The organism is Streptomyces cavernicola (assembly GCF_029968035.1).
In the GTDB taxonomy this organism is placed as follows: Bacteria; Actinomycetota; Actinomycetes; order Streptomycetales; family Streptomycetaceae; genus Streptomyces; species Streptomyces cavernicola.
In genome coordinates this window covers 18,960-43,213 of the sequence record NZ_JASCIQ010000050.1, presented here as the reverse complement: position 1 = coordinate 43,213, position 24,254 = coordinate 18,960, and the positions used below count along the sequence as shown (strand labels likewise).

General features: G+C 70.6%; 20 protein-coding genes and 1 riboswitch. Of the genes, 11 read left to right on the top strand and 9 right to left on the bottom strand.

What is annotated here, in order from left to right:
• Window positions 1-48 precede the first annotated feature (48 nt).
• From QIS96_RS33360 to def, 4 genes are all read left to right on the top strand, one after another.
• Entirely contained in the window at window positions 49-1,458 is a 1,410-nt protein-coding gene (locus tag QIS96_RS33360) for an HD-GYP domain-containing protein (protein WP_282546569.1), read from the top strand.
• Window positions 1,455-2,753: an HD-GYP domain-containing protein gene (locus tag QIS96_RS33355; RefSeq protein WP_282546568.1), complete on the top strand. Its 1,299-nt coding sequence runs from the start codon at window positions 1,455-1,457 to the stop codon at window positions 2,751-2,753. The genes QIS96_RS33360 and QIS96_RS33355 overlap by 4 nt, the downstream gene beginning before the upstream one ends.
• A 520-nt stretch (window positions 2,754-3,273) precedes the next feature.
• The gene (locus QIS96_RS33350) at window positions 3,274-4,254 is read left to right on the top strand and encodes a tetratricopeptide repeat protein (RefSeq protein WP_282546567.1); all 981 of its coding nucleotides are present in this window, start codon (window positions 3,274-3,276) and stop codon (window positions 4,252-4,254) included.
• Window positions 4,255-4,330: 76 nt separating this feature from the next.
• Complete coding sequence (def, locus tag QIS96_RS33345) at window positions 4,331-4,993, top strand: peptide deformylase (protein ID WP_282546566.1); 663 nt, start codon at window positions 4,331-4,333, stop codon at window positions 4,991-4,993.
• A 26-nt stretch (window positions 4,994-5,019) separates the two neighbouring features.
• Here def and QIS96_RS33340 read toward each other — a convergent pair whose 3' ends face one another.
• Entirely contained in the window at window positions 5,020-5,988 is a 969-nt protein-coding gene (locus QIS96_RS33340; protein ID WP_282546565.1) for a helix-turn-helix domain-containing protein, read from the bottom strand.
• Between the two features lie 94 nt (window positions 5,989-6,082).
• On the opposite strand from QIS96_RS33340, the gene QIS96_RS33335 reads away from it, so the two are divergent.
• Window positions 6,083-6,319 (top strand): hypothetical protein, encoded by a 237-nt coding sequence (locus QIS96_RS33335; RefSeq protein ID WP_282546564.1) that lies wholly within the window; start codon window positions 6,083-6,085, stop codon window positions 6,317-6,319.
• Here the strand turns inward: QIS96_RS33335 and QIS96_RS33330 are convergent.
• The 5 genes from QIS96_RS33330 to QIS96_RS33310 form a co-directional block, all read right to left on the bottom strand.
• Window positions 6,232-7,188 carry a ribonucleotide-diphosphate reductase subunit beta gene (locus tag QIS96_RS33330; RefSeq protein WP_282546589.1) on the bottom strand — a complete coding sequence of 319 codons (957 nt, stop codon included), beginning with the start codon at window positions 7,186-7,188 and terminating at the stop codon, window positions 6,232-6,234. The two genes, QIS96_RS33335 and QIS96_RS33330, sit on opposite strands and share 88 nt — an antisense overlap.
• Before the next feature lie 56 nt (window positions 7,189-7,244).
• Complete coding sequence (locus QIS96_RS33325; RefSeq protein ID WP_282546563.1) at window positions 7,245-9,650, bottom strand: ribonucleoside-diphosphate reductase subunit alpha; 2,406 nt, start codon at window positions 9,648-9,650, stop codon at window positions 7,245-7,247.
• A 135-nt stretch (window positions 9,651-9,785) separates the two neighbouring features.
• Window positions 9,786-9,915, bottom strand: a riboswitch (cobalamin riboswitch).
• Window positions 9,916-10,040: 125 nt separating this feature from the next.
• Window positions 10,041-10,229 (bottom strand): YbdD/YjiX family protein, encoded by a 189-nt coding sequence (locus QIS96_RS33320; protein WP_282546562.1) that lies wholly within the window; start codon window positions 10,227-10,229, stop codon window positions 10,041-10,043.
• A complete protein-coding gene (locus QIS96_RS33315; protein ID WP_282546561.1) occupies window positions 10,229-12,454 on the bottom strand; it encodes a carbon starvation CstA family protein in 2,226 nt (741 codons plus the stop codon). The genes QIS96_RS33320 and QIS96_RS33315 overlap by 1 nt, the downstream gene beginning before the upstream one ends.
• Window positions 12,455-12,618: 164 nt before the next feature.
• A complete protein-coding gene (locus QIS96_RS33310) occupies window positions 12,619-13,398 on the bottom strand; it encodes a GntR family transcriptional regulator (RefSeq protein WP_282546588.1) in 780 nt (259 codons plus the stop codon).
• A 333-nt stretch (window positions 13,399-13,731) separates the two neighbouring features.
• Between QIS96_RS33310 and QIS96_RS33305 the strand changes: the two genes are divergently transcribed.
• The 4 genes from QIS96_RS33305 to QIS96_RS33290 all read left to right on the top strand — a co-directional run bounded on the left by QIS96_RS33305 (window position 13,732) and on the right by QIS96_RS33290 (window position 18,351).
• The gene (locus QIS96_RS33305; RefSeq protein WP_282546560.1) at window positions 13,732-15,000 is read left to right on the top strand and encodes an extracellular solute-binding protein; all 1,269 of its coding nucleotides are present in this window, start codon (window positions 13,732-13,734) and stop codon (window positions 14,998-15,000) included.
• A 97-nt stretch (window positions 15,001-15,097) separates the two neighbouring features.
• Window positions 15,098-16,015: a carbohydrate ABC transporter permease gene (locus QIS96_RS33300; protein WP_408907297.1), complete on the top strand. Its 918-nt coding sequence runs from the start codon at window positions 15,098-15,100 to the stop codon at window positions 16,013-16,015.
• Window positions 16,012-16,866, top strand: coding sequence for a carbohydrate ABC transporter permease (locus QIS96_RS33295; protein WP_282546559.1), 855 nt, complete (start codon window positions 16,012-16,014; stop codon window positions 16,864-16,866). The genes QIS96_RS33300 and QIS96_RS33295 overlap by 4 nt, the downstream gene beginning before the upstream one ends.
• A 6-nt stretch (window positions 16,867-16,872) precedes the next feature.
• The gene (locus tag QIS96_RS33290) at window positions 16,873-18,351 is read left to right on the top strand and encodes a glycoside hydrolase family 3 protein (RefSeq protein WP_282546558.1); all 1,479 of its coding nucleotides are present in this window, start codon (window positions 16,873-16,875) and stop codon (window positions 18,349-18,351) included.
• 425 nt (window positions 18,352-18,776) lie between these two features.
• On the opposite strand, the gene nagB is transcribed toward QIS96_RS33290, so the two are convergent.
• Window positions 18,777-19,562 carry a glucosamine-6-phosphate deaminase gene (nagB, locus tag QIS96_RS33285; protein ID WP_282546557.1) on the bottom strand — a complete coding sequence of 262 codons (786 nt, stop codon included), beginning with the start codon at window positions 19,560-19,562 and terminating at the stop codon, window positions 18,777-18,779.
• A gap of 226 nt (window positions 19,563-19,788) precedes the next feature.
• Here nagB and QIS96_RS33280 point away from each other — a divergent pair, with 226 nt between their 5' ends.
• Together QIS96_RS33280 and QIS96_RS33275 are read left to right on the top strand one after the other, a co-directional pair.
• Window positions 19,789-20,463: a TetR/AcrR family transcriptional regulator gene (locus QIS96_RS33280; RefSeq protein WP_282546556.1), complete on the top strand. Its 675-nt coding sequence runs from the start codon at window positions 19,789-19,791 to the stop codon at window positions 20,461-20,463.
• Window positions 20,464-20,911: 448 nt separating this feature from the next.
• Window positions 20,912-22,378, top strand: coding sequence for a sensor histidine kinase (locus QIS96_RS33275; protein ID WP_282546587.1), 1,467 nt, complete (start codon window positions 20,912-20,914; stop codon window positions 22,376-22,378).
• Between the two features lie 242 nt (window positions 22,379-22,620).
• Here QIS96_RS33275 and QIS96_RS33270 read toward each other — a convergent pair whose 3' ends face one another.
• Both QIS96_RS33270 and QIS96_RS33265 read right to left on the bottom strand, forming a co-directional pair.
• On the bottom strand, window positions 22,621-22,878 hold the full coding sequence (locus QIS96_RS33270; protein ID WP_040248489.1) for a WhiB family transcriptional regulator: 258 nt from the start codon (window positions 22,876-22,878) through the stop codon (window positions 22,621-22,623).
• A 319-nt stretch (window positions 22,879-23,197) separates the two neighbouring features.
• Entirely contained in the window at window positions 23,198-24,166 is a 969-nt protein-coding gene (locus QIS96_RS33265) for a diacylglycerol/lipid kinase family protein (protein WP_282546555.1), read from the bottom strand.
• Window positions 24,167-24,254: the final 88 nt, after the last annotated feature.

Sequence of the window (24,254 nt, the reverse complement as noted above, 5' to 3'; positions counted from 1 at the left end):
CTCCGGAATCTGAACGGCACGGCGGGCGCGCAGGGGGAGGTGAGCGTGATGCGGTCTGTTCCCCTCTGGGCGGGTGTCTACATCGGCCTGCTCGCGATCGGCGCCGCCCTGTGTGCGGCGCCGGCCTTCGACTCGTCGGCCGGCACGCCCTGGAGCGAGTTCGCGCTGCTCGCCGTGTTGTACACGGGCTGCGAGCAGATCACCCGCAGCCGGCTCGTCGGCCGCAGGGCGCCGCGCGGCATGGTCGGCTTCTTCCCCGTGCTGCTCGCCGGTGTGTTCCTGATGCCGCCCGCCGCGGCGGCCCTCGTCGCCGTGCCCGGCGCGGCCCTCGCCCGGGTCGAGCGCCGGCCCGTGCTGCCCCGCCGGATCTGGCGGCCCGCGCGGTACGCCGTCGCCTGCTGGGCCGCCGCCCAGGTCCATGTCGCCCTCGGCGGGCGGCAGTTGCTGGCCGCAGGATCGCCCGCGGCCCCCGACTTCCCGGTGGCGCTCGCCCCCGCCGCGGCCGCCGCGCTCGTCTTCGCCCTCGTCGTGGCGGCGCTCGACGGCGGCGTCCTCGCGACGGCCGAGCGGGTCCCGCTGCGCAGCGCCTGGCGCGGGCTCTTCCCGCGCTCCCTAGCGCCCGTCCTCGTGCACGGCTTCGCCGGTCTGATGATGGCCGTGCTGTGGCGCAGCCCGTACGGACCGCTGGCCGCGCTGCTCGTGCTGCTGCCGATGTACGTCTCGTGCTGGGTGTTCGCCCAGTACCACCGCGAGCGCGCCGCTCACCAGGCCACGATCCGGGCCCTGGTGCAGGCCGTCGACATCAAGGACGAGTACACGCGCGGGCACAGCGAACGCGTCGGCGAGGCCTCCGTCCTGATCGCGCGCGAGCTCGGCATGGAGGACGAGCGCGTCGAGGTCCTCAGATTCGCCGGGATCCTGCACGACGTCGGCAAACTCGGCGTCCCCACGCGGCTGTTGCGCAAGGACGGCCCGCTCACCCCCGAGGAGCGGCGCGTCATCGAGCTGCACCCGGAGTACGGGCACGAGATGGTGCGCGGCATCGGCTTCCTCGGCGAGGCCCGCTCGGCGATCCTGCACCACCACGAGCGGCTCGACGGCAGCGGTTACCCGTACGGGCTCGTGGGGCGGCAGATCCCGGAGTTCGCGCGCGTGGTGGCCGTCGCCGACGCCTTCGACGCGATGACCTCGACCCGGTCGTACCGGCGGGGGCGGCCCGTCGCCGATGCGCTCACCGAGCTGAAGCGGTGCGCGGGGCGGCAGTTCGACCCGCAGATGGTCCGCGCCCTCGTGCGCGCGCTCGGCCGGCACGGCTGGTGCCCCGCCGTCACCTCCGACGAGCCCGAACCGCAGCAGCGGGCGGCGGCGCAGGCCGCTCCCGCACCCATGCCCACGCCGGCGCCCGTACCGCGCCCGCGTGGCGACCACGCGCCGCTCGCCGGGGACCGTCCGCGATGACCCGCAGGCAGACCGCACGACAGCTCCGGGTGCCGCTGACGGTGCGGGCCGTGCACGCCGGAGCGGCACTGCTCGCGGCGGGCGCGCTCGCGCACGTGCTGTGGTCCGGGCTGCACGAGCGCGGGGTGGCGCTGGCCTTCGGCGCGCTCGTCCTCGTCGGCGAGCTGGCCCGCAGGAGCGACGCCACCCGGGGCGACGACCGGGGCGGAGCCGTCCGGGAGCGCGAGCCCGCACCGCTCGGGGCGGCCGGCGCGCTCGCGTACGCCCTGCTCGGGGAGAACGCCGGGCACGCCACGCACCACGGAGTGCTGCAGGTGGTCGCCGTGGCCGCCGCCGCGTTCCTCGCCGGGGCCGTGCCGCACCTCGCGCGCGGCCGGGCGCCCACGCTCGACCACATGGCGCGCCGCGTCCTGACCATCGCGTTCGCCGCCGTCCTCTTCCAACCCCTCTACAACTCCGGCAAGTCGGCCGAACTGATCGGCCACGGCCCGTACTACGCGCTGTGGCTGGTCGTGATCGTCGCGCTCACCGGGCTCTGCGACGCCGTGCTCGCCGCCGCCCTGGTGCGTGCCCGCACCCGCTGGCCGTTCGGGCCGCTGCTCCGCGACGAGCTGCGGGCCAAGCGCGGGATCGGGTCTGCGGTCGGGGCGAGCGGCGCGGTGATGGCGCTCGCGGTGGCCGTCGCCGGACTGTGGGCACTGCCGCTGTTCTGCCTGCCGCTGCTGCTCACCCAGCTCTCCTTCAGCCGGTACGCGGCGGTGCGCACCACCTACCGGCAGACCATCACCTCGCTCGCGCGGGCCACCGAGATCGCCGGGTACACCCCGCAGGGCCACGCTCGCCGGGTCGCCGCCCTGAGCCGGGCCGTCGGTCACGACCTGGGGCTCTCGGGGGCCGATCTCGTAGTCCTGGAGTACGCGGCCCTGATGCACGACATCGGGCAGCTCTCCCTGGTCGACCCGGTGCGGCACGGCGCCACCGCCGACCTGCCCGCCGTCGAGCAGCGCCGCATCGCCCTGCTGGGCGGGGCCGTCGTGCGCCAGACCGGGGTGCCCGCCGACGTCGCGGTGGTGGTCGAGCGGCAGGCCGATCCGTACCGTGACCAACCTCTCACCGCGCGGATCGTGCGGGCGGCGAACGCGTACGACGAGATGGCCAGGGGAGAGGGGCCGGGAGGGCCGCTCGCCGCCCTGGAGAGACTCCGGCTCGCCACCGGGCGTGACTACCAGCCCGAGGTCGTGGAATCCCTGGCCAGAGTGCTCTCCCGGGGTGGCCTGGCCCCGGCCGGCGGATGAGCCGCGCGGGCTGCGAAGCGGTGGGAACGTGGCCGGGTTCGGTGGCTGGGGCATGGTCCGGGTCGGCTTGTGGGGCAGGACCGGTTTCGGTTGCAGGAACAGGCCCCGAAACGCGCCCCGGACCGGCCCCCGGAACAGGCCCCGAAACGCGCCCCGGACCGGCCCCCGGAACAGGACCCGGAACGCGCCCCGGACCGGCGCCCGGAACAGACTCCGAACCGACCCCCGGAACGCGCCCCGGACCGGCCCCCGGACCGGCCCCCGGACCGGCCCCCGGAACAGACCCCGGACCGACCTCCGGAGCACGCCCCGGACCGGCCCCCGAAAAGCACCCCGGACCGGCCCCCGAAAGACGCCCCGGATCTGCTGCCCCGAGCAGGGATTCCCCGGTCCCACCTGGGTAACCCATGGGTAATGAGCGGGCGTCCGACCGGGCATGGTTGGATGCGAAGTGCAGGGTGTCCGGGGGCAAAGGCCCGATGCTGCACTGATTGTGGAACGACCTGGGCAGGCGGGAATCGTGAGGATCTTCGGCAAGGGACGGCACCGGCCCTCCGCCTCCTGGCGGCAGGCCACCGACCGGGCGTTCACGCTCATCGGCGACGGCCGGTACGAGGACGCGGGGGCGCTTCTGACCCGCGCGGCCGACCTGGAACCCTGGCTGTCCGAGTCCTGGTTCAACCTCGCCCTGCTGCACAAGTTCCGGCACGACTGGGAGCAGGCGCGTGCCGCGGGCCTGCGCGCCGTAGCGCTGCTCGACCGCGAGACGGGCGCCCCGGACTGGTGGAACGTGGGCATCGCCGCGACTGCCCTGCAGGACTGGCCGCTGGCCCGCCGCGCCTGGCAGGCGTACGGACTGAAGGTGCCCGGCGGGGCCGTCGGCGGTGAGGCGCCGCTCGGCATGGAGCTGGGCAGCGCGGCCGTGCGGCTGTCCCCGGAGGGCGAGGCAGAGGTGGTGTGGGGCAGGCGGCTCGACCCGGCGCGGATCGAGGTCCTCTCCATCCCGCTGCCGTCGTCCGGGCGGCGCTGGGGCGAGGTCGTGCTGCACGACGGCGTTCCGCACGGCGAGCGGACCACGGCCGACGGCCAGTCGTACCCCGTCTTCGACGAGATCGAGCTGTGGGCGCCCTCGCCCGTGCCGACCTGGGTGGTGCTCCTGGAGGCGGCCACCGAGGGCGACCGGGACGCCCTTGAGCGGCTCGCCGCCGACGCCGGCTTCGCCGCCGAGGACTGGTCGTCCTCGGTGCGGCTGCTCTGCCGGATGTGCTCGGAGAGCCGGATGCCCAGCGACGAGGGCGACGGCGAGCACCTCGATCCGCACGACCACAGTGAGCCCGGCCACCCCGGACCGCTCGGGCACCGCAGCCCCGGTGCGCTCTGGGTCGCCGAGCGGGAGTGCGGCATCGCCGCACCCGCGGGCCTGGTGCGCGGCCTGCTCGACGGCTGGGTGGCGGACAGCCCGGACTCCCGTGACTGGCGGGATCTGGAAGAGGTCTGCTGACGCGAGACGCGCCTCAGCCTCGTCCCCGTAGGCTGTACTCCCACACTTGGCATGTTGAGGAAGGCGTACGTCGGACATGGCGCAGCAGGACACCGATCAGCAGACGGCGGCTAAGGCGGGCGGCGTGCTCCCGGTCGACGACGAGGGCTTCGTCGTCGACACCGAGAACCCCGAGGAGCGCGAGGCGGCCTACCGCGGCCGCGGCACGTCCCGGCCGATCACCGTCGTCGGCAACCCGGTCCTGCACAAGGAGTGCAAGGACGTCACCGAGTTCGACGACGAGCTGGCCCAGCTGGTCGACGACATGTTCGCCAGCCAGCGCACCGCCGAGGGCGTGGGCCTGGCCGCGAACCAGATCGGCGTCGACAAGAAGGTCTTCGTCTACGACTGCCCCGACGACGAGGGCAAGCGGCACGTCGGCGTCGTCTGCAACCCCGTCCTGCAGGACCTCCCGGCCGAGCAGCGCCGCCTTGACGACGGCAACGAGGGCTGCCTCTCGGTGCCCACCGCGTACGCCGAGCTGGCCCGCCCCGACTACGCCGTGGTGAAGGGCCAGGACGAGAAGGGCAACCCGATCACCGTGCGCGGCACCGGCTTCTTCGCCCGCTGCCTGCAGCACGAGACGGACCACCTGTACGGCTACCTGTACATCGACCGTCTCTCCAAGCGGGACCGCAAGGACGCCCTGAAGCAGATGGAGGAGGGCACGCCGCGCTACGAGGTCGTGCCCAACGACTGAGCCGCACAAGGCAGTTCAGGGGTCGGTCACGCCACGCGGGCCGGCCCCTGAAACGTACGCCGGTAGGCGTGCGGGGTGGTGCCGAGCGTGCGCAGGAAGTGGTGGCGCAGCGCGGCGGCCGTGCCGAAGCCGACGCGGCCCGCGATCGCGTCGACCGTCTCGTCGGTGGTTTCGAGCAACTCCTGGGCGCGCAGCACGCGTTGGCGGAGCAGCCAGCGGTACGGGGTGGTGCCGGTCTCCTGCAGGAAGCGGCGGGCGAACGTGCGCGCCGACATATGGGCGCGGTGCGCGAGCTGGTCGACGGTGACGTCCTCGTCGAGATGCCGCTCCAGCCAGACCAGGACCTCGCCGACGGTGTCGCAGGGCGTGGCCGGCAGCGGCCGCTGCACGTACTGGGCCTGGCCGCCGTCGCGGTGCGGCGGGACGACCATGCGGCGCGCGATGGCGTTGGCGACCTCGGTGCCGTGCTCCTTGCGGACGAGGTGCAGGCAGGCGTCGATGCCCGCGGCGGTGCCGGCCGAGGTGATCACCGGGTCCTCGTCGACGTAGAGGACGTCGGGCTCGACCCGGGCGCGCGGGTAGCGGACGGCGAGCTCGCGCGCGTACCGCCAGTGGACCGCGCAGCGGCGGCCGTCCAGGAGGCCGGCCTCGCCGAGCAGGAACACCCCGGAGCAGACGGACAGGACGCGGGCGCCCCGGTCCACCGCGCGGCGCAGCGCGTCGAGCAGCTCCGGCGGGTACGGCCGCTCCGCGGTCTGCGGGCGGACCGCGGGGACGGCGATCAGGTCGGCCTCGTCCAGACGGTCCAGGCCGTGCGGCGTGGAGATGGTGAAGCCGGCGTTGGTGCCGAGGACCGGGCCCTCGGCGGAGGCCACCGCGAAGTCGTACACGGGCAGGCCCTCGTCGCTGCGGTCGAGGCCGAACACCTCGCTGACCACGCCGAGTTCGAAGGGGTGCACCTGGTCCAGGACGACGGCCGCCACGTTCTTCAGCATGGCCGTCAGTGTGGCGCAGGCTTGGCAGGATGTCGATGGTTCATGTCAGTCCTGCCACTGACCCCGAGGGGTCGGGAGCGCGAGAGTAAGGGGCATGGAAACCACACGCGTCTTTCTCAACACCCTCGGCGTCCTCGGGGTCTTCGTCCTCCTGGCCCTGCCCTCGCTCGTCGGCCACCTCCACGACCGGCGCGTGGACCGGCAGTTGAGGGCCGCCGAGCGGGGAGCCCTTCCGAAGAAGGATCAGAACTCGTCGTCGAAGGAGACCGAGCCCTCCACCGCCACCTGGTACGCGGACGGCCTGCGCTCGAAGAAGTTGGTCAACTCCTGAACGCCCTGCAGCTCCATGAACGAGAAGGGGTTCTCGGAGCCGTAGACCGGGGCGAAGCCGAGCCGGGTGAGGCGCTGGTCGGCGACGCACTCCAGGTACTGCCGCATCGACTCGGTGTTCATGCCCGGCAGTCCGTCGCCGCACAGGTCACGGGCGAACTGCAGCTCGGCCTCGACCGCCTCGCGCAGCATGTCGGTGACCTGCTCCCGCAGCTTGTCGTCGAAGAGCTCGGGCTCCTCCTTGCGGACGGTGTCCACGACCTCGAAGGCGAAGTTCATGTGCATCGTCTCGTCCCGGAACACCCAGTTGGTGCCGGTGGCCAGGCCGTGCAGCAGGCCGCGGGAGCGGAACCAGTACACGTACGCGAAGGCGCCGTAGAAGAACAGGCCCTCGATGCAGGCCGCGAAGCAGATCAGGTTGAGCAGGAAGCGGCGCCGGTCGGCCTGGGTCTCCAGGCGGTCGATGGACTCGACCGAATCCATCCACTTGAAGCAGAACTCGGCCTTCTCACGGATCGACGGAATGTTCTCGACGGCCGCGAAGGCGGCGGCGCGGTCGTCCGGGTCGGGCAGATAGGTGTCGAGCAGCGTCAGATAGAACTGGACGTGCACGGCCTCCTCGAAGAGCTGCCGGCTCAAGTAGAGCCGCGCCTCGGGGGAGTTGATGTGCTTGTAGAGCGTGAGCACCAGGTTGTTCGCGACGATCGAGTCGCCGGTCGCGAAGAACGCGACGAGCCGGCCGATCATGTGCTGCTCGCCGGGCGAGAGCTTCGCGAGGTCGGCGACGTCCGAGTGGAGGTCGATCTCCTCGACGGTCCAGGTGTTCTTGATGGCGTCCCGGTAGCGCTCGTAGAAGTCCGGGTAGCGCATGGGGCGCAGGGTCAGCTCGAAGCCGGGGTCGAGTAGGTTCTTACGGTTTTCGGTGGTCACTGGCAGGCCTCGCAGGACTCGGGGTTTTCCAGGGAGCAGGCGACGGCCTCGGGGTCGGCGGCCTGCGTGGGTACGGGGGTGGCGGCGCGGGCCGCGCGGGCGATCTTCGTCGCGGGACGGGACCGCAGGTAGTACGTGGTCTTGAGGCCCGACTTCCAGGCGTACGCGTACATCGAGGAGAGCTTGCCGATGGTCGGCGTCTCCAGGAACAGGTTCAGGGACTGCGCCTGGTCGAGGAACGGGGTACGGGCGGCGGCCATGTCGATGAGGCCGCGCTGCGGGATCTCCCAGGCCGTGCGGTAAAGGGCGCGCACCTCCTCGGGCACCCAACTGAAGCCCTGCACCGAGCCGTTGGACTCGCGCAGCGCCTCGCGGGTCTGCGCGTCCCAGACGCCGAGCCGCTTAAGCTCCTCCACCAGGTAGCCGTTGACCTGCAGGAACTCCCCGCTGAGCGTCTCGCGCTTGAACAGGTTGGAGACCTGCGGCTCGATGCACTCATAGACACCGGCGATGGACGCGATGGTCGCGGTCGGCGCGATGGCGAGCAGCAGCGAGTTGCGCAGGCCGACCTCCCCGATCCGTTCCCGCAGCGCGGCCCACCGCTCCGGCCAGTTCAGCTCCACGTCGTAGTGGTCCGGGTGCAGCACACCGCGCGCGGTACGTGTCTTCTCCCAGGCGGGCAACGGGCCGTTGCGCTCGGCGAGTTCGGCGGAGGACTCGTACGCGACGAGCATGATGCGCTCGGCGATCCGGGTGGACAGGGCCTTCGCCTCGGCCGAGTCGAAGGGCAGCCGCAGCTGGAAGAACACGTCCTGCAGGCCCATCGCGCCCAGGCCCACCGGGCGCCACTTGGCGTTGGAACGGCCGGCCTGCTCGGTCGGGTAGAAGTTGATGTCGACGACGCGGTCCAGGAACGTCACGGCGGTGCGGACGGTCGCGTCGAGCCGGTCCCAGTCGATGTCGCCGTCGGAGACGAACGCGCCCAGGTTGACCGAGCCCAGGTTGCAGACCGCGGTCTCGCCGTCGTCCGTGACCTCCAGGATCTCGGTGCACAGGTTCGAGGAGTGCACGGTGTTGCCGGGCTCGGCGGTCTGGTTGGCGGTGCGGTTGGCGGCGTCCTTGAACGTCATCCAGCCGTTGCCGGTCTGCGCGAGGGTGCGCATCATCCGCCCGTACAACTCCCGCGCGGGCAGCGTCTTACGGGCGAGCCCCGCGGCCTCGGCCTTCCGGTACGCGGCGTCGAACTCCTCGCCCCACAGGTCGACGAGCTCCGGCACGTCGGCCGGGGAGAACAGCGACCAGGTGCCGTCTTCCGCGACCCGGCGCATGAACTCGTCGGGGATCCAGTGCGCGAGGTTGAGGTTGTGCGTACGCCGGGCGTCCTCGCCGGTGTTGTCCCGCAGCTCCAGGAACTCCTCGATGTCCAGGTGCCAGGTCTCCAGGTAGACCGCGGCCGCGCCCTTGCGCCGGCCGCCCTGGTTGACGGCGGCCACGGAGGCGTCGAGCGTCTTGAGGAACGGCACGATGCCGTTGGAGTGCCCGTTGGTCCCGCGGATCAGCGAACCGCGGCTGCGGACCCGGGAGTACGAGAGGCCGATGCCGCCGGCGTGCTTGGAGAGGCGGGCGACCTGGTGGTAGCGGTCGTAGATGGAGTCCAGCTCGTCGAGCGGGGAGTCGAGCAGGTAGCAGGACGACATCTGTGGGTGCCGCGTACCGGAGTTGAAGAGCGTCGGCGAGGACGGCAGGTAGTCGAGGCGGCTCATCAGGCCGTAGAGCGCGGCGACTTCGTCGAGGGCGCGCTCGCTCTCGTCCTCGGCGAGCCCTGCGGCGACGCGCAGCATGAAGTGCTGCGGGGTCTCGACGACCTTGCGGGTGAGCGGGTGCCGAAGCAGGTAGCGGCTGTAGAGGGTGCGCAGGCCGAAGTAGCCGAAGCGGTCGTCGGCGGCCGGGTCGATGAGCGCGTCGAGGCGGGCGGCGTGCGCGGTCACGAACGCGGCGGTGCGGTCGGCGACCAGGCCCTCGCGGTGGCCGACCGCCACGGACTCGGTGAAGCGGGTGACGCCCTGCGAGGCGGCCTCGTCGGCGATGGCGCGGGTGAGCAGCCGGGCGGCGAGACGGGAGTAGGACGGGTCCTCGGAGATCAGGCCCGCGGCGGCGTCCGTGGCCAGGTCGCGCAGCTCCGCCGCGTCCGAACCCGCGTGCCGGCCGCGCAGTGCGGCGGCGGCGACCCGTCCGGGGTCGGTGTCGGGCAGGTCGGCGGTCAGCTCGGTCAGGGTCCGCAGCAGCGAAACCGAGGGGCGATCCGCAGGATCTCCGTTGAGGGCGGTGGTGGGAGACGGGCGGGCTCCTGGGGCGTCTTCGGCTGACCGGCCTGTCTCGGACTCGGCTGGCGCGATGGTCACGTGGGGCACTCCCTCGCTCGGCTCGGGGCCTGCTGCGGGCGGGAGTGGGCGCACGGCGCCGCAACGACGGCACACCGTGACGCGTCCACCGGCCCATTCCGCGAGGCCCGGACGACATGGGCACCCGGACCGGTCGGCACGGGTGCGCCGTCGGCAGGTCCTCGGACTCGACGGGTACGCGAATGCGCACCGATACACCGTTGCGGGACAGTTCCGGATTCGCACCGGATTCCCCTGCGGCGACAGCGAGGACGAGCATACATGTGGGGGGAGATGCTTGCGGCGGCCCCCATATGTTGTGTCGTACGCGGGCGGGGGGCGCGGCGGAAACGACGACGGGGGCGGTACGGGATCTCCTCCCGTACCGCCCCCGTCCTCGTCACGGAGGGCCTAGCAGCAGCGGAAACCCTCCCGGGGATCCGCTTCGCGCTCGTCCATCCGCTTGCGCTCGAACTCCCAGCGGCTCAGCACCTCCGCGTCCGGGTCGCAGGCCCGGGTGTGGGCGACGTACCGGTCGTACACCGCCTCACCGGACAGCTCGCGCCACCAGTAACGGACCTTCCCGGCAAGGGAGTTCATCAGTGCGCCCCGGAGCCGGCGGCGACGCCGTCGTCGTCGCTGTCGCCCGACCGGTCACCGCCCGAGGAGGCGCCGACGGCCGCGAGCTCCGCCTTCTCCTCCTTGGTGGGCCAGAGCCCGGCCGGGGCGACCACCTTGGACTCGACGTACGGCGCCTCGGTCAGCTCGGCGGTGCCGGGGTTGCGGATCGCCTTGAGGCAGACCCGCGCCGCGTCCGCGAGGACGACCAGGATGAGGACCGCGAACAGGATCGAAAGAACGCCGTCCACCGTGGAGTTGGTGACCACCGTGTTCATGTCGTCCATGGACTTGGCGGGCGGCAGCACCTTCCCGGCCTCGATGCCGTCCTGGTAGACCGACCGCTGGGCGAAGAAGCCGACCTTCGGGTCGTCCGAGAACACCTTCTGCCAGCTCGCGGTGAGCGTCACCGCCGCGTCCCAGAGGAGCGGAATCGCCGTCACCCAGGCCCACTTGAGGCGGCCGGACTTCACGAGCAGCGTAGTGCAGACGGCGAGGGCGACGGCGGCGAGCAGCTGGTTGGCGATGCCGAACAGCGGGAACAGCTGGTTGATGCCGCCCAGCGGGTCGTGCACGCCGACCCACAGGAAGTAGCCCCAGCCGCCGACGACGAGCGCACTGGTGATCCAGACGCCCGGCTTCCAGCTGACGTCGCGCAGCGGCTTGTAGACGTTGCCGAGGGTGTCCTGCAGCATGAACCGGCCCACGCGGGTGCCCGCGTCGACGGTGGTGAGGATGAACAGCGCCTCGAACATGATCGCGAAGTGGTACCAGAAGGCCTTGAGCCCGGCACCGCCGATCACCGCGGAGAAGATCTCCGACATGCCGAGCGCGAAGGTCGGCGCGCCACCGGTCTTGGAGAGCAGCGACGGCTCCTCGACGGCCTTGGCCGCGGCCGTCAACTCCTCGGCGGAGATGGAGAATCCGAGTCCGTTGACCGCCTGCGAGGCCGACTCGACGGTGGTGCCGAGGAAGCCCGCGGGCGAGTTGACCGCGAAGTACAGGCCCGGCTCGATGATGCACGCCGCGATGACCGCCATGATCGCCACGAACGACTCGGTGAGCATGGAGCCGTAGCCGACGAGGCGGACCTGCGTCTCCTTCTGGATCATCTTCGGCGTCGTGCCGGAGGAGACCAGGGCGTGGAAGCCGGAGAGCGCGCCGCAGGCGATGGTGATGAAGACGAACGGGAAGAGCGAGCCGGCGAAGACCGGCCCGGTGCCGCTGGTCGCGAACTCGGTGACGGCGGGCATCTTCAGGCTGGGCAGCGCGATGACGACGCCGAGGGCGAGCAGCACGATGGTGCCGACCTTCATGAACGTCGACAGGTAGTCGCGCGGCGCGAGCAGCATCCACACCGGGAGGACCGAGGCCAGGAAGCCGTAGACGACCATCCAGATGACCAGGGTGCCCGGCTCCAGGGTGAACGTCTCGGCGAGCGAGGAGTCCGCGACCCAGCTGCCGGAGACGATGGCGAGCAGCAGCAGCGCGACACCGATGACGGAGACCTCGGTGACCCGGCCGGGCCGCAGGATGCGCAGGTAGAAGCCCATGAACAGGGCGATCGGGATGGTCATCGCGATGGAGAAGACACCCCACGGCGAGTGCGCGAGGGCGTTCACGATCACCAGGGCGAGCACCGCGAGCAGAATGATCATGATGACGAAGACCGCGACCAGGGCCGCGGCGCCGCCGAACGGCCCGATCTCGTCCCGCGCCATCTGGCCGAGCGAACGGCCGTTGCGGCGGGTGGAGAAGAACAGGGTGACCATGTCCTGGACGGCGCCGGCGAAGATCACGCCCGCGACGATCCAGATCGTGCCCGGCAGGTAGCCCATCTGCGCGGCGAGCACGGGCCCGACGAGCGGACCGGCGCCGGCGATCGCGGCGAAGTGGTGCCCGAACAGCACGCGCCGGTCGGTCGGGTGGAAGTCCACGCCGTTGTTGAGGCGTTCGGCCGGGGTGGCCCGGGTCTTGTCGACCTTCAGGACCCGGTTGGCGATGAACTTCGCGTAGAAGCGGTACGCGATGGCGTACGAGCCGAGCGCGGCGGCGAGCATCCAGGCCGCGGAGATCTCCTCGTCGCGCGCCAGGGCGAGCATGGTCCAGCCCGCGGCGCCGACGAGTGCGACCAGCGTCCAGACGACGGCCGACTTGGGTGTGATTCTTCGCGTGCTCCGCGCCTCGGCGGGCGCCGACTCCGGCATGGTGGGCTCCGTCCCCTAGATCACCCTGTTACTACGTGTCAATGCGCAGGAAATCTAGGTGACCGTCTCGCCATGAGTCACCCCCTGTCCGCATATCGGTACGGCCACAAATCTGGCCGACCGGTGGGCAGGAGGGGTACGGAAAGGCCCAACGCGCAGGTGTGTCAGGGGCGTTGGAGCCGGGCCACGAACTTGTAGCGGTCGCCCCGGTACACCGAGCGCACCCACTCCACCGGCTTACCGGACGCGTCCAGGGAGTGCCGCGACAGCATCAGCATCGGCAGGCCGACGTCCGTGCCGAGCAGCGCCGCCTCGGTCGGGGTGGCGAGCGAGGTCTCGATGGTCTCCTCGGCCTCGGCCAGGTGGACGTCGTAGACCTCGTCGAGTGCGGTGTAGAGCGAGCTGTACTTGGCGAGGGAGCGGCGCAGCGCGGGGAAGCGCTTCGCGGACAGGTGCGTGGTCTCGATGGCCATCGGCTCGCCGTTGGCGAGGCGCAGCCGCTGGATGCGAAGGACCCGGCCGCCGGCGGCGATGTCGAGCAGCTCGGCGAGCCGGTCGTCGGCCGTGACGTACCCGATGTCCAGGAGCTGCGAGGCGGGTTCGAGGCCCTGCGCCCTCATGTCCTCGGTGTACGAGGTGAGTTGGAGCGTCTGGGAGACCTTCGGCTTGGCGACGAAGGTGCCCTTGCCCTGGATCCGCTCCAGGCGGCCCTCGACGACGAGCTCCTGCAGCGCCTGGCGCACGGTGGTCCGCGAGGTGTCGAACTCCGCGGCGAGCGTGCGCTCGGGCGGCACGGGCGTGCCGGGCGGCAGCGTCTCCGTCATGTCGAGCAGATGCTTCTTGAGGCGGTAGTACTTGGGCACGCGCGCGGTGCGGGTCGGTCCCTGCGGCTCGGCCGCCTCCGTTCCCGTCGCGCTCGGCGTGCTGCCCGCCTCGGTCGCCATCGCTCGCCCACCCGTCTCCCGGCCGCGGCCCTGCGCGGACGCCTTCCGCGCGGCGCCCTGCTGCGGCTCCTGTGCTGCTGCCGTCACCGGCTCCTCCGTCTTTCGCGGCTCACATGGTGGCACGCCCCGGCCGGGACCGGTCGCTCTCCCTCAGGTGTCGGTCAGGTAACGGGATGTGGGACCCCTCTTATACACCCTTGACACCCCTAAAGGTCTAGGCCAAGCTCCCCGTACTGGTCTACACCATTAAAGACCAGGTCCCGGTCCCACGAACAGTGCACTGCCATGTCGCCTTGGTGGGTGGGGGGTTGGTGGCATCTTGAGGAGGGGTACGTGAAGCGCAAGCTCATAGCCGCGATCGGTGCAGCGGGCCTGTTGGTGTCCGTCGCCGCCTGTGGCTCGGACGACGGCAAGGGCTCGGGGGCGGACGGTTTCCAGGGGGAGACCCTGACCGTGTGGGCCATGGACGGCTCCACGCCCGACGGCTGGACCAAGGACGTCGAGGCCGCCTTCGAGAAGAAGACGGGCGCCGAGCTCAAGTTCGAGATCCAGCAGTGGAACGGCATCCAGCAGAAGCTGACCACCGCGCTCTCCGAGGAGAACCCGCCGGACGTCTTCGAGATCGGCAACACCCAGACCCCGGCGTACGCGCAGACCGGCGGCCTCGCCGAACTGGACGACCTGAAGAAGTCCATCGGCGCCGACTGGACCGAGACGCTCAACGCGCCCTCCGTCTACGACGGAAAGCAGTACGCGGCGCCCTGGTTCGCCGCCAACCGCGTCGTCGTCTACAACAAGAAGGTCTTCAAGGAAGCCGGCGTCACCGAGATCCCCAAGACCCGCGCCGAACTCTTCGCCGCCTTCGACAAGATCAAGGCCGAGGGCAAGGCCGAGCCCGTCTACATGCCCGGCCAGAACTGGTACTTCTTCGACGGCCTCACCATCGGCACCGGCGCCGACCTGGTGAAGAAGAAGGGCGGCAAGTGGGTCTCCAACCTCGCGGACCCCAAGGTCGGCGAGGCCATGGAGATCTACCAGAAGTACGCCTCGTACTCCACCGCCCCCAAGGACAAGGACGAGGCCACCCCGCAGCAGGCCGAGGTCTTCGCCAAGGGCAAGGTCGGCGCCTTCATCGGCATGGGCTGGGAGTCCGGCGTCGCCATCAAGGCCAACCCGAAGATCGAGAAGGACATCGGCTACTTCACGATCCCCGGCGAGAGCGCCGACAAGCCCGAGGGCGTCTTCCTCGGCGGCTCCAACCTTGCGATCGCGGCGGGCAGCGAGAAGCAGGAACTGGCCCGGGAATTCCTGAAGATCGCGCTCTCCGACAAGTTCGAGGGACAGCTCTCCAAGGAGCTCGGCGTCATCCCCAACAAGGAGTCGCTGCAGGAGAACCTGAAGGGCCAGCCCGCCGGCGAGGCCGCGGCGCCCGCCGTCGCCGCAGGCGGCACCACCCCGCTGATCCCCGAGTGGGCCGCGGTGGAGAACCCGCCGAACCCCATCAAGACGTACATGACCGCGGTCCTGAACGGTAAGTCGCACGCGGCCGCCGCCCGGCAGGTCGAGGGCGAGTTCAACAAGCGCCTGGCACAGAAGCAGTGACCCGCGCGCCGGGGGCGAAACCGGCCTCCCCGCCCAGGCCGTGTCCGTGACACGACCTAGCCCCCGGCACGCACCGACACGCTTTCGTACGGAAGAGATGGCGAGCATGACCGCGCCCCGCGCCCGCACCACCGCACTAGCGCCCTACCTGCTGCTGCTTCCCGCCCTCGCGGCGACCCTGCTGCTGCTCGGCTGGCCCCTGGTCAAGAACGCGCTCCTGTCGTTCCAGAACCTCAACATGAGGCAGCTGATCCTGCACCTCACCGAGTGGAACGGCGTCGCCAACTACACCGAGGTGCTCGGCAGTTCGGACTTCTGGCGGGTCACCGGCAGATCCATCCTGTTCACCGGCGCCAACGTCGTACTGATCATGGTCCTCGGCACCCTCGTCGGCCTGCTCCTCGCCCGGCTCGGCAAGCGGATGCGGCTCACCCTGCTCATCGGGCTCGTGCTCGCCTGGGCGATGCCGCCGATCGCCGCCGTCACCGTCTATAAGTGGCTCTTCGCCCAGCGCTACGGCGTCGTCAACTGGGTGCTCGACCGGCTCGGCTTCCACTCCATGGCCGACCACAACTGGCTCGCCACCCAGTTCTCCACCTTCGCCGTGGTCACCCTGCTGATCGTCTGGCAGTCCATCCCGTTCGTCGCGATCAACCTGTACGCCGCCACGACCACCATCCCCAAGGAGCTCTACGAGGCCGCCGCACTCGACGGCGCCGGCGCCTGGCAGAGCTTCACCTCGGTCACCGTGCCGTTCCTCAGGCCCTTCCTCTACGCGACCACGTTCCTGGAGGTCATCTGGGTCTTCAAGGCCTTCACCCAGGTCTTCGCGATCAACGAGGGCGGCCCCGACCGGCTCACCGAGATCCTGCCCGTCTACGCGTACATCGAGGGCTTCGGCAACCAGCACTTCGGCATGGGCTCCGCGATCGCGCTGCTCACCATCGTCATCCTGCTCGCCCTGACTGCGTACTACCTTCGCATCGTGCTCAAGCAAGAGGAGGACGAGCTGTGAGCCGCCCCCGATCTGCTGCGTCGAAGGCATCGGCGCTCCGCCGCGTGTGGCCGAACGCCCTGGCCGTCGTCCTCTTCGCCGGTTTCGTCTTCCCCGTCTACTGGATGTTCGCCACGGCCTTCAAACCGACCGGCGACATCGTCGCCGAGGACCCCGTCTGGTTCCCCGTCGACTTCACCTTCGAGCACTTCCGCACCGCCGTCACCGCCGACAACTTCTGGACGCTGGTACGGAATTCGGTGACCGTGACCGTGCTCGCGGTGCTGTTCTCCCTGGTCATCGGGTTGCTCGCGGCGTTCGCGCTGGCCCGGATGCGGTTCAGGGGGCGGCGCGGCTTCATCGTCGCGTTCATGCTCGCGCAGATGGCGCCCTGGGAGGTCATGGTCATCGCGATCTACCTGATCGTCCGCGACGCCGACATGCTCAACAGCCTGATCCCGCTCACCGTCTTCTACATGATGATGGTGCTGCCCTTCACGCTGCTCACCCTGCGCGGATTCGTCGGGGCGATACCGAAGGACCTGGAGGAGTCGGCCATGGTCGACGGCTGCAGCCGCCCCCAGGCCTTCGTCAAGGTGATCCTGCCGCTGCTCGCGCCCGGCCTGATGTCCACCTCGCTCTTCGGCTTCATCACCGCCTGGAACGAGTTCCCGATGGTGCTGATCCTCAACAAGCAGGCCGAGGCCCAGACCCTGCCGCTGTGGATCTCCAAGTTCCAGACCGTCTTCGGCGACGACTGGGGCGCCACCATGGCCGCCTCCTCGCTCTTCGCCGTACCGATCCTGCTCCTCTTCCTCTTCCTGCAGCGCAAGGCCGTCAGCGGCCTCACCGCAGGCGCCGTGAAGGGATAACGCCGTATGACGACCATCGCCCGCGCCACCGACACGCTCACCCGGGACGCCCTGACCGTCCTGCAGCCCGGCTTCGTCGGCACCAGCGCGCCCGACTGGCTGCTCCGCCGTATCGGCGAGGGCCTGCACTCCGTCGGCCTGTTCGGCCGCAACATCGCCTTGCCCGAGCAACTCGCCGCGCTCACCGCCCAGTTGCGGGCCGAGCGGGACGACGTCCTGGTCGCCATCGACGAGGAGGGCGGCGACGTCACCCGCCTGGAGGTCCGCTCCGGCTCCTCCTTCCCCGGCAACCACGCTCTCGGCGCGGTGGACGACCCGGACCTGACCCGCGCGGTCGCCGCCGAGCTCGCCCGCCGCCTCGCCGCCTGCGGCGTCAACCTCAACTGGGCGCCGTCCGCGGACGTCAACTCCAACCCCGACAACCCGGTCATCGGCGTACGGTCCTTCGGCGCCGACCCCGAGCTCGTCTCCCGGCACACCGCCGCGTACGTCGAGGGCCTGCAGTCCACCGGCGTCGCTGCCTGCACCAAGCACTTCCCCGGCCACGGCGACACGGCCGTCGACTCGCACCACTCGATGCCCCGTATCGACGCGTCCGTAGAGGTGTTGCGGGAACGGGAGTTGCCCCCCTTCCGCGCCGCGATCGCCGCCGGCACCAAGGCCGTGATGAGCGCCCACATCCTGCTCCCGGCCCTCGACCCGGACCACCCGGCGACGCTCTCCCGTCGCATCCTCACGGGCCTGCTCCGCGAGGAGCTGAACTTCGACGGCCTGATCGTCACGGACGGCATGGAAATGCGCGCCATCTCCTCCTCGTACGGCATCGAACGCGGCAGCGTCCTCGCCGTCGCCGCGGGCGCCGACGCGATCTGCGTGGGCGGCGGCCTCGCCGACGAGGAGACCGTCCTGCGCCTGCGCGACGCCCTCGTCACGGCCGTCCGCTCCGGCGAACTCCCCGAGGACCGCCTCGCGGACGCCGCCGCCCGGGTCCGCGCCCTGGGGGAGTGGTCCGCCTCGGCCGTACGCGTGGAGAACGGCCTGGGCCACGACATCGGCCAGGCGGCTGCCCGCCGAGCCCTCGCCGTCACCGTCAACGGGGAACGGGAAAGGCTCACTTCACCCCCGTACGTGGCCGCGCTGACGCCCATGGCCAACATCGCGGTCGGCGACGAGACCCCCTGGGGCGTCGCCGCCGAACTCACCCGCCTGCTCCCGGGCACGGAGACCGGCAGCTACACGACGGACTCGGCCCCTGCCGAGATCCTGACGGCCGCCGGCGACCGCCGCATCGTCGCCGTCGTCCGCGACGCCCACCGCCACGCGTGGATGTCGGCCACCGTGACCGCCCTCCTCGCTGCCCGCCCCGACACGATCGTGATCGAAATGGGCGTCCCCCAGTCCCCACCCCAAGGCGCGATCCACATCGCCACCCACGGAGCAGCAAGAGTCTGCGCAACAGCGGCAGCAGAGGCTCTGACGGGCTGACATCCACTCGCCCCGCCCGTCTTTCGGCTGCCGCGCCGTCGTGGCCGCTCGCGCAGTTCCCCGCGCCCCTAAAAGACCAGCCCCTGCCGGGGCTGAATCCCGCCGCAGCCGTAAAATTCAGCCTCTGCGGGATGTCAGGGGCGGGGGCAAATTCAGCCCCTCCGACGTTTGAGGAGCGGGGGTCCGGGGGGCCAGCGCCCGAAACGGGGTCCGGGGGGCCAGCCCCCGAAACGGGGCCCGGGGGCCAGCCCCCGAAGCGGGGTCCAGGGGCGGCAGCCCCGGGCAGGGGGCCCGGGGGCGGAGCCCCCGGAGCTGTCCGCAGGACTTTCGGGAAGGGGCGGGGAGGGGAAGAAAAAGGCGCCGGGCCCGAACGGACCCGGCGCCAAAAGCACAGGAAGGGGAAGGGAGAGGAGAGGGGGACCCCCTCAAATCCCTTGCCAGGACGGCTTGTTGTCGAACGCATGCCGAAAATAATCCGCAAGCTTCAACTTCGAAGCAGCCCCCTCATCCACCACAACCGTCGCATGCGGATGCAACTGCAACGCCGAAGCCGGCACCAGCGAAGCCACCGGCCCCTCCACGGTCTGAGCCACCGCCTCCGCCTTCCCCTCACCCGTCGCAAGCAGCACCAGATGCCGCGCATCCAGGATCGTCCCGATGCCCTGCGTGATCACGTGGTGCGGCACCTGCTCGATGTCGTCGTCGAAGAACCGCGCGTTGTCGATCCGCGTCTGCTCGGTCAGCGTCTTGATCCGCGTACGCGAGGCGAGCGACGAGCACGGCTCGTTGAACCCGATGTGCCCGTCGGTCCCGATCCCGAGGATCTGCAGGTCCACCCCACCGGCCTCGGCCAGCGCCCGGTCGTACGCCACGCACGCCGCCTGCACGTCCGCCGCGCTGCCGTCCGGACCCATGAACTGCTCGGCGGGCAGCCCCAGCGGCTCGACCACCTGGCGAAGGACCGTCGCGCGGTACGACTCCGGGTGCCCCGCGGGCAGTCCCACGTACTCGTCGAGCTGGCAGATCCGTGCCCGCGAGGCGTCCACGGAGCCGGCCCGCGCCTTGGCGATCAGGGCGTCGTAGATGGGCAGCGGGGTCGAGCCGGTGGCCACGCCGAGCAGCGCGTCGGGCTTGCGGACGAGCAGGTCCGCGATGGCCCCCGCGATGAGATCCCCGCCCGCCTCGGCGTCCTTGACGATGACAACTTCCACGCTGGGCCTGCCGATCTGAGGTAGTGGATGGTGCACACGCTTGGGTCGCAGTGGTTTAGACCAATCTAACAGAGCCGTGCGGCCCCGCTCCAGGAATCAGCGCACTCTCCCCACCACTCCACACCCCGTGCGCCGCACCGGCTACTCGGGCGGCCCCGGCCGCCCGCCGCAGCGAATCCGCGCACCCGCGGCTCCCTTTTCTAATGCCCGCTATACAATTCCCCCCATGGTGGCGAACCCCACGAACCCCGCGAGCCCGGCAGCGGAGCGAGGCGCGACCCGGCCGTCGAAACCGGCGGCGGTCGCCCCGAAGCAGCGCGGCCGCCCCCGCTCCTTCGACCGCGAGGAGGCCCTGCGCCAGGCGATCTGGACGTTCTGGGAGCGCGGTTACGAAGCCACGTCCGTCTCCGACCTCACCCGGGCCATGGGCATCGGCCCCCCGAGTCTCTACGCCGCCTTCGGCGACAAGCGCACGCTCTTCGAAGAGGTCCTCACGGAGTACGTGAAGACGTACGGCTCCTTCGGCGACCGAGCCCTGGAGGAGGAGCCGACCGCCCGCGCCGCCCTCGGCCGGATGCTGCGCGAGGCCGCCGGCGAGTTCGCCGCCCCGGGCCGGCCGCACGGCTGCCTGGTCATTCACGCGGCCACCAACTGCACGACACCGGAGGTCGAGCAGACTCTGCGGGAGCGGCGCAATGCCAACATCGCCGCATTCGAGTCCCGTATCCGCGCGGACATGGCGTCTGGCAGACTCCCCGAGGGCTGCGACGCCGCCGCCCTCGCGCGCTACACGGCCGCGGTCTTCCAGGGAATGTCCCAGCAGGCCAAGGACGGTGCGAGCCAGGAGGAGCTGGAAAGCGTGGCCGAACTCGCGATGGCCGCATGGCCCCCTGCTCCATGAGACGGTTGACCACCGTCGACCCGACTCGAAGTCGAACTCGAACCCGAAGTGATCGCGCACCAGTTGACAACAACGGTGGCCACCTCGGAGAAATAGACCAGAACAAACCTCTGCCTACGCATGGACATCGGATAATGGTCTAGTCCACAATGCACGGGTAACAGGTAAAGCTTCAAAAGCTTCCGCTCTTCCCGCACAGGAGAGCGGATTGAGGCGCCCGACGCTCTCTGCCCTGACCGCGTCGGCGCCTCCCGGTCGCACGGGACCGCACACCCGACGACCGGATCAGCTCCGGGCTGCGGTGCCGGTGAGGGTTGAGGGTCCCTCTCGGGCGCCGCGGCCCGCGGGTGTTCTCAGGGCCGTCTCCAAGGGCCGCCCCCCCCCAGGGCCGAAAGCACCGAGACCCGCACTGTCCGTGCCGAAAGGTACGCTCGCACACGTGCCCTCCATGAACGAACTCGTACGCCAGCACACAGCCCTCGGCGACACCGACCTCGAGTGGCTGCATCTGCTGGTCTCGGAGTGGCAGCTGCTCTCCGACCTCTCCTTCGCCGACCTGGTCCTGTGGGTCCCCACGCGCGACGGCACGCGGTATGTCTCGGTCGCCCAGATGCGCCCCAACACCGGCCCGACGTCGTACCAGGACGACATGGTCGGACACCTCGTCCCGCGCGGCCGCCGCCCCCTCCTCGACGCCGCGCTCGACGAGGGCCGGATCGTCCGCGAGGGCGACCCGGAGTGGCGCGAGGAGGTCCCGGTCCGCGTCGAGTCGATCCCGGTGCGCCGCGAGGGCCGCGTCCTCGGCGTCATCGCCCGCAACACCAACCTCCTCACCGTGCGCACGCCCAGCCGCCTGGAGCTCACCTACCTGCAGAGCGCCTCCGACCTCGCCCAGATGATCGCCGCCGGCTCCTTCCCCTTCCCCGGCCAGCAGGTCGACATGGACGCGTCCCCGCGCGTGGGCGACGGCCTGCTCCGCCTGGACGCCGAAGGCATCGTGCAGTACGCCTCGCCCAACGCCCTCTCCGCGTATCACCGCCTGGGCCTCGCCGCCGACCTCGTCGGCCTCCACCTCGGCCGGGCCACCGCCGAACTCGCGCCGTCCCGCGGCCCCGTGGACGAAGCCCTGGTCAAGCTGGCCAGCGGCTGGGCCCCGCGCGAGACGGAGGTGGAGGGGGAGGACGGCGTGATCCAGCTCCGCGCCATCCCGCTCAAACCCAAGGGCACCCGCATCGGCTCCCTCGTACTGCTGCGCGACGTCACGGAACTCCGCCGCCGCGAGCGCGAGTTGATCACCAAGGACGCCACCATCCGGGAGATCCACCACCGGGTGAAGAACAACCTGCAGACCGTCGCGGCCCTGCTGCGCCTGCAGGCCCGCCGCATCGACTCCGACCGCGGCCGCGAAGCCCTCGAAGAGGCCGTGCGCCGCGTGGGCTCGATCGCGATCGTGCACGAGACGCTGTCGCAGAACCTCGACGAGCGCGTGGAGTTCGACGAGATCGCCGACCGCGTCCTGGCGATGGTGGCTGAGATCTCCCCGGGCAAGGTGACCGGCCGCCGCAGCGGACGCTTCGGCATCCTCGACGCCGAGGTCGCCACGCCCCTCTCGATGGTCCTCACCGAAGTCCTGCAGAACGCCCTGGAGCACGGCTTCCGTGAGGGTGATCACGGCACGGTCGAGGTCTCCGCCGTCCGCGGCGGCACCCGCAAGGACGCCCGCCTGCTGATCACCGTCCAGGACGACGGCGTGGGCCTGCCCGCCGACTTCGACCCGACCCGCGCCGGCAACCTCGGCCTGCAGATCGTACGGACGCTGGTGGAGGGCGAGTTGGGCGGCACGTTCGACATGGTCCCGGCCCCCGAGAAGGGCACCCAGGTGATCCTCGACATCCCGGTGCACGGCGAGAAGTAACACAGATCACGAGCGCGACCCCCGGGCGGGGCGGCCTCAACTCGGCGTTCCCGTAAGGCGGTTGCACGAACAAGCGGTTGTACGAAGCCCGAACAGCAGTAAGCCCCGGACTCTGGTGGGTCCGGGGCTTACTGCTCACGTTGCTGAGCGCATCGGGGGGTACTGCGCGCTGCGGCTCGGGGGCGGGAGATGCGTACTCGCCGTACGCGCCGCCGGGCTCAGGCTCGTTAGGGGCGTGGGTGTCAGGCGCTGGCCTGGCGGGCCCGGTTGCGGGCGGCGCGGCGCTTCATCGCGCGACGCTCGTCCTCGCTGAGGCCACCCCAGACGCCGGAGTCCTGGCCGGACTCGAGCGCCCACTGCAGGCACTGCTCCACGACGGGGCAGCGGCGGCAGACGGCCTTGGCTTCCTCGATCTGCAGCAGCGCAGGACCGGTGTTGCCGATGGGGAAGAAGAGCTCGGGGTCTTCCTCGCGGCAAACGGCGTTGTGACGCCAGTCCATGGCTGCTACCTCTCCTTGGTATTACGTGCAAGTTGCTTGTGAATGTGAACGCTTTCACGAATCCCCTCGCACGGGAAGGGCCAACCACCAGATGAAACCGGTGCAGGTCCTGTGTGAGAGAGGGGGTTCGGGCTCTCTGTGGGGCCGGTGTTGCGGGCCGTCCTGAGCGCCAAGAAGAGATTCGCAAACCTCGGCTGCGGATACAACCCCTTCTGGAAAGTTTTTTTTGATTCCTCGGTGTCGGCTAGGTCACAGCCGTCATTCCATGGGGTGGATCCTGGTCTAAACGTTCGAGTGCAAGGACTTTAGCGTCTTCCGCTCACACAATCACACGCAGTGCACGGCGTACGCCTGTGAACGTCACGCTCGTGCGCAGTCCCAGGTGGTCTCCGTCCATCTGGAAGGGGAGCGGGGCCTTGGATTGCAAGGTGAAGTCCGTCAGATCGTGCAGCGTCGCGGCGTGCTTTCCGTGCGGGCCGCGCTCCGGGCTTGAAGTCAGCAGCTGGGTCGCGTAACGGGCCATCGCGGGGGTCGACAGTTTGCTCAGGCCGAGCACGTCGAGGCCGGCGTCGAAGGAGGCTTGTGGGGACGCGTACACCGGGCGATTGCCCAGGTAGGTCCACGGCGAGGTATTGCAGACTATGGCGAGCACAAGATCGTTGATCTGGTCCTCGCCGGGCTGCTCCAGAGTGATCGTGCCGTTCCTGCGGTTCTGCTCGTCGAGGAACTGCCGCACCATCTGTCGTACGTAGAGCGCATGCGTCGAACGCTTGCCGCGCTCGCGTTCCTTCTCCACCCGGCCGATCACGCTGGCGTCGAAGCCGAGGCCGGCGCAGAACGTGAACCAGCGCTCGGGCACGCCCTCGTCCTCGGTGCCCGGGGTGCCGGCGGCCAGGCCGAGCCCGACCGTCCGCTCGCTGCCGGTGCGCAGGGCGTCGAGCAGTGCGCCGGTGGCCTCGACCGGGTCGTTGGGCAGGCCGAGGGCGCGGGCGAAGACGTTGGTGGAGCCGCCGGGGACGACGGCGAGGCCGGGCAGCGACTCGAGGCGCGGGCCGTTGTGCAGCAGGCCGTTCACGACCTCGTTGACCGTGCCGTCGCCGCCGAGGGCGACGACCATCTCTACGTCCTTGCTCTCCGCCGCCTGCCGGGCCAGGTCGCGGGCGTGACCCCGGTACTCCGTGGTCACCGCCTCGAGCTTCATCTCACTGGCGAGCGCATGGATCAGAACGTCCCTGGTACGGGCACTGGTGGTGGTTGCTGCCGGGTTGACCACGAGAAGTGCACGCATGCGAAGCAGCGTACCCATCGCTCTCCGTACGACCCAGACCGAGGTCCGCGCGCTGCTCTGACCTGGCCCCGGGGGCGACTGCGGGGCG

Excerpts from the sequence above, each read along its gene's own strand:
- QIS96_RS33275 (WP_282546587.1), top strand. The coding sequence starts at position 20,912 with ATGAACGAACTCGTACGCCAGCACACAGCCCTCGGCGACACCGACCTC.
- QIS96_RS33265 (WP_282546555.1), bottom strand. The coding sequence starts at position 24,166 with ATGCGTGCACTTCTCGTGGTCAACCCGGCAGCAACCACCACCAGTGCC.
- QIS96_RS33300 (WP_408907297.1), top strand. The coding sequence starts at position 15,098 with ATGGCGAGCATGACCGCGCCCCGCGCCCGCACCACCGCACTAGCGCCC.
- QIS96_RS33340 (WP_282546565.1), bottom strand. The coding sequence starts at position 5,988 with ATGCTGAAGAACGTGGCGGCCGTCGTCCTGGACCAGGTGCACCCCTTC.
- QIS96_RS33330 (WP_282546589.1), bottom strand. The coding sequence starts at position 7,188 with ATGCGCTACCCGGACTTCTACGAGCGCTACCGGGACGCCATCAAGAAC.
- QIS96_RS33355 (WP_282546568.1), top strand. The coding sequence starts at position 1,455 with ATGACCCGCAGGCAGACCGCACGACAGCTCCGGGTGCCGCTGACGGTG.
- QIS96_RS33290 (WP_282546558.1), top strand. The coding sequence starts at position 16,873 with ATGACGACCATCGCCCGCGCCACCGACACGCTCACCCGGGACGCCCTG.
- QIS96_RS33320 (WP_282546562.1), bottom strand. The coding sequence starts at position 10,229 with ATGAACTCCCTTGCCGGGAAGGTCCGTTACTGGTGGCGCGAGCTGTCC.
- QIS96_RS33280 (WP_282546556.1), top strand. The coding sequence starts at position 19,789 with ATGGTGGCGAACCCCACGAACCCCGCGAGCCCGGCAGCGGAGCGAGGC.
- QIS96_RS33335 (WP_282546564.1), top strand. The coding sequence starts at position 6,083 with ATGGAAACCACACGCGTCTTTCTCAACACCCTCGGCGTCCTCGGGGTC.
- QIS96_RS33315 (WP_282546561.1), bottom strand. The coding sequence starts at position 12,454 with ATGCCGGAGTCGGCGCCCGCCGAGGCGCGGAGCACGCGAAGAATCACA.
- QIS96_RS33270 (WP_040248489.1), bottom strand. The coding sequence starts at position 22,878 with ATGGACTGGCGTCACAACGCCGTTTGCCGCGAGGAAGACCCCGAGCTC.
- def (WP_282546566.1), top strand. The coding sequence starts at position 4,331 with ATGGCGCAGCAGGACACCGATCAGCAGACGGCGGCTAAGGCGGGCGGC.
- QIS96_RS33360 (WP_282546569.1), top strand. The coding sequence starts at position 49 with ATGCGGTCTGTTCCCCTCTGGGCGGGTGTCTACATCGGCCTGCTCGCG.
- QIS96_RS33310 (WP_282546588.1), bottom strand. The coding sequence starts at position 13,398 with ATGGCGACCGAGGCGGGCAGCACGCCGAGCGCGACGGGAACGGAGGCG.